A 3985-nucleotide genomic window follows, 5' to 3' on the forward strand; every position below is an offset into this window, starting at 1 on the left:
CTCAGACCTCCGGAACTCGGTTTGAGCCGAGTGGTTAATGTGGATCATGTTGTGGTGAGTTGGTAGGTGATGGGTCGGGGGTCGCCGGGCAGTCGGGGCGGGCTGGTGTTGATCTCGTCGAGGAGCATGCGTAGGGCGCGGGTGAGGCGGGGGGTGGCGGGCCGGTCGAGGACGACGGTGATCGTTTGGGTGGTGTAGGTGATGGTGCCGCCGAGGTGGAGCAGGTTGCGGGTGATCGCCCGGTACTCGTCGGGGTCTTGTAGGTAGGTGTTGAAGGTGGTGGCCAGCCAGTGTTCGGCGTTGTAGGCGAGCAGTCGTAGGACCATTTGCAGGGCGCGGCGGTGGGTGCGTAGCCGGGCTCGTTTCGCGTCGGGGTCGATGACGTTGGCGGGGAGTTTCGCGGGGTGGGTGTCGCGTTCGGTCTTCGCGGCGGCCACCCCCTGGTGGGCGGTGGTGATCCGGGCCTCGGCGGCCGGGATCGCGGCGTTGATGGCGGTGTGGTGTTGGTCGGAGGCCAGGATTTGGGCCAGGGCCCGTTCGGCGTCGGCCAGCTCGGTTTCGGTGACGGCGAGGTGTGTGCGGGCGGCGACCCGCGCCGGGTTGGGGATCTTGGTGGTGTCGGGGGTGATGTCGGCGTGGTAGTCGACGAGGGCGTCGATGCCGTGGTGGGCGGTGAGGTATTTGAAGGCGTTCTCGATCCGCCAGCGGCACCGCAGCCAGGCCAGCAGAGCGGCGGCGGGCGCGGTCAGGTCGGAGGTGAGGATCTGCATCACCGGGGCGTCGTGTTCGAACAGGGTGAGCTGCCGGGCGGGGCCGTAGTCGGTGATCTCGACCGTTTCATCGGCCAGGGTGACCGCCTCGCACAGCCCGGCGGGCCCGACCCGGAAGCTGCGCAGCGGTGGCGCGGTGACCGGGGCCAGGTCCCCGCGCCGCCAGGTCAGCCAGTCCGCGCCGGCGTCGCGGCAGGCTGTGAACACCTTCGGGTAGGACCCGCCCCGGTCGAACCCGAGCATGATCTTCGCGTCCGGGCCGAGGACCTCACGCAGCTGCGCCAACGCCGGGGGCAGGGTGACCGAGAGCCCGCTGGGGTCGCCGGAGGCGAAACACACCACCCGGGCGTGGTAGTCGGTGACCACGGTGTCGTCGCGGCCGCGTTGGGCGTGGCGACGTTTGGTGTTGTACCCCTCTTCGGGACCGGTTTCGCCCCGGCGTAGGGCACGAAGTGGTCATCGACGAAGTACAACCCCAGCCCCGGCGCGTCCGCATCCAGCATCCTCGCCGCGAGGCGGCGCTGCAGCTGCAGCGGATCGCAGCCGTCGGCCAGCTCGGCCAGTCGCGGACGCAGGGTGCGCAGCTCGGGCAGCGTGGTGATCCCCGCGGCCGGGCCGAGCTGGTCGCGGACCAGGTGCTTGCCGGCCTCCACGGTGGGCGTCCCGAGAGCGAAGGCCAGACACGTCGCGCTCAACACCGCCAGGTCGTCGTAGCGGCGCGAGCCAGGACCACACGCGGTGTCCAACACCCCGGCCGCGTCCACCCGGTCCAGGAATGGGTGCAGCAGCATCACCCCGGCATACCGGCTGGTGAAGCTACCCGCACCGATCCGGGCGGCACCCGCCACCGGCTCCGGTCCCACCGGCGCCGGTCGCACCGGCGCCGCCGCGTCGCTCACCGCGCCGACGGCACACACGACGTCCTCGGGCCCGACATCGCCAGGCCCGGTGTCGCCCGGCTGGGAGTGCACGACGGCGGGCCCGACGGCCTCGGGTTCGGTGCCCGGATCGGCGACGCCGGCCTTGGCGTCCGGCTCGAGCAGCCCCGTCTGTCGCGGTGCCGGACCGAGCCGGGTCAACAACTCGCTGATCACCGAGCGCGACACCGACAACAGTCGGGCGATCTCGGTCTGAGTGACCCCGTCGGCCGCCCACCCCCGAGCCTTCGACACCTGACGCGCGTTGAGCTTGGGCGGGCGGCCGCGGCGGCGCACCAGCCCAGCCGAGCCGTCCATCCGGGCCCGACCCCGCAGGACCGAGACGTACTCCGCGCTCAACCCCGAACACCGCGGCGACCTGCTTACCCCGCACCCCGGCGTCGGTCAGCGACACCACAGCCATGTTGCGCATCCCGCTGTCGTCACCAGCGAAGCAGAACAGCACCTTGTCCCCGAACGACACCACGCACTGCCCCCCGGAAGACACCAGCCGCAGCAGTGAGGGTCCGGGCAGATCCAGCGGCAGCGACGGGGCGTCCAACACCGGCAAAGCCTACCGCGAACACCATAGAATTGATGTGATTTCCGACGGCGCGCCCGCCATAAAGCAGCAGCTCACAGCACTCTACAGATGGCGACTACCGGAGGTCTGAGGCTCGGCTACCACGTTCGGGTGCTGTTGTCGGAGCCGGTAATCCCCTCGCCGTCGATTCCCGTATGACATTGGACCAGCTGAGAGCGGAGCCTGGCGCTGCCACGGTGGCCGGGGGACGAAGGACGGGGCTGGGCTACAGGCATCGTCCCCGTAGCCGCACCAGCTCTGGAACTGGCGTCAACGGAGACCAGGAATGGGACTGTCTCGATAACGGTGGTTCCGGCGACCTCGCTGCCAGCGTGCGGTTGGCGGAGGGTTGCGAGGGTCTCGTCCCGCGCGAGCAGCGTTGCTGCGGAGCTCTCGAGTCGCACTCTGGGCGGGAACCATCGGCCCTAGCCAAAGCCAGACGCACGACTGCGGTGTTCGAGCGGCTGCACGAAGACCACACGGGGGATCACGTCGTCACCAACGTAGCCGCCTGCGGGTCGTCGATGAAGGAGTAAGGCGCGCTGCTGGCCCACGACCCGGAATGGGAGAGGTGGGCGGCGACGCTCAGCGACAAAAGTCCGCGACGTGTACGAGGTCGACTATGACTGTCCATATCTTGTGGAAGGATCTTGGTCATTGAGTTTGATCGCTACGCCATCAGGGCGAAAGCGGCCCACAGGAGTGGGGTGTTGACGTTTTTTCGCTGACTATCGGGTTCATGTCGTCACGTCATGCGCGTCGGGGTGACCAGTCCCCGCCGAGCGTGGCGTCTCCACGGCGCGCCTGGTCGTCGTATGCGTACAAGCGGCCGTGGGCGCAGCCGCACGACCCCGCTCACTCCCACGACCCCGCTGTTCTCCGCTGCCCCCAGCTACTCTTGGCACATCTACATCGTCGCCACCACCGTTCGGGTCGCTATCCATTGATCTCATTACGACGGGATTCGCCTCCGGTTGCCCTGGCGGGTCCGGTCCGGCCTACGGGCTACCTCCCCTCATCCAGGATCCGCTGGACGGTGCTCGCCGGGGTGCTGGGTCTCGTCATCGTGTTGGTTGTCGTTGGTGCCGAGGTCGGGCCGTCGCAGTCGCGTGTCACTGCGACCCCGGTCAGCTCCGCGACCGGACTCGCTCCCGCGATCACGGTGCCCTCGGCGCAGTCGGCGCCGAATCCGCTGCCGGCTCGGGCAGGCCGCACCTACCCGTGGCACACCAACATCGTGGCCACCACGTTCTGGGTGGGTGAGCTGTTCAACGCCTCAGTCGCTGACGGCTCTCAGGTGTGTTCCACCTACGACTCCCTGTGGGCCTACCACTGGTCGGGGGTCAACCACGGCAAGGTCTCCTCGGGTGCCGCCGGGTGTGCCGGATCCATCGTCGGTGGCTGCGACGGAATCCCGAACGCAGGCACCTGCAAGACGGAGGTCCGCACCGCATCGAACGGCTACTTCCCAACGAAGGTCACCCCTAAGGGAAATCCATTCTATCTCGACCTGCCGTTCGACGACATCAATGACAGCACCGGGTACGCACGTCGATGCCAGGTCGTCCCGTGGGCCAACGACGCCGGCTACGCGGGCGAGTGCCGTAACCCTCAATTCTCGTATATGAAGAACCGGTGGGTGCGGCTTATCGGCCCGTCCGGGCGCACCTGCTATGGGCAGATCGAAGACGCGGGGCCGAGCAGCGGGTCTCTCT

At 68.5% G+C, this 3985-nt stretch carries 3 protein-coding genes; 1 reads left to right on the plus strand and 2 read right to left on the minus strand.

All coding sequences use genetic code 11. From position 1 onward, the window contains the following. Positions 1-44: 44 nt before the first annotated feature. Entirely contained in the window at positions 45-1013 is a 969-nt protein-coding gene (locus tag VGJ14_14820) for a hypothetical protein (protein ID HEY2833700.1), read from the minus strand. Beyond that, the gene (locus VGJ14_14825; protein ID HEY2833701.1) at positions 938-2005 is read right to left on the minus strand and encodes a hypothetical protein; all 1068 of its coding nucleotides are present in this window, start codon (positions 2003-2005) and stop codon (positions 938-940) included. The genes VGJ14_14820 and VGJ14_14825 overlap by 76 nt, the downstream gene beginning before the upstream one ends. Before the next feature lie 1301 nt (positions 2006-3306). Between VGJ14_14825 and VGJ14_14830 the strand changes: the two genes are divergently transcribed. Then, on the plus strand, positions 3307-3985 hold a 679-nt coding region (locus tag VGJ14_14830), incomplete at its 3' end, for a hypothetical protein (GenBank protein HEY2833702.1).

It is taken from the genome of Sporichthyaceae bacterium (assembly GCA_036493475.1).
In the GTDB taxonomy this organism is placed as follows: Bacteria; Actinomycetota; Actinomycetes; order Sporichthyales; family Sporichthyaceae; genus DASQPJ01.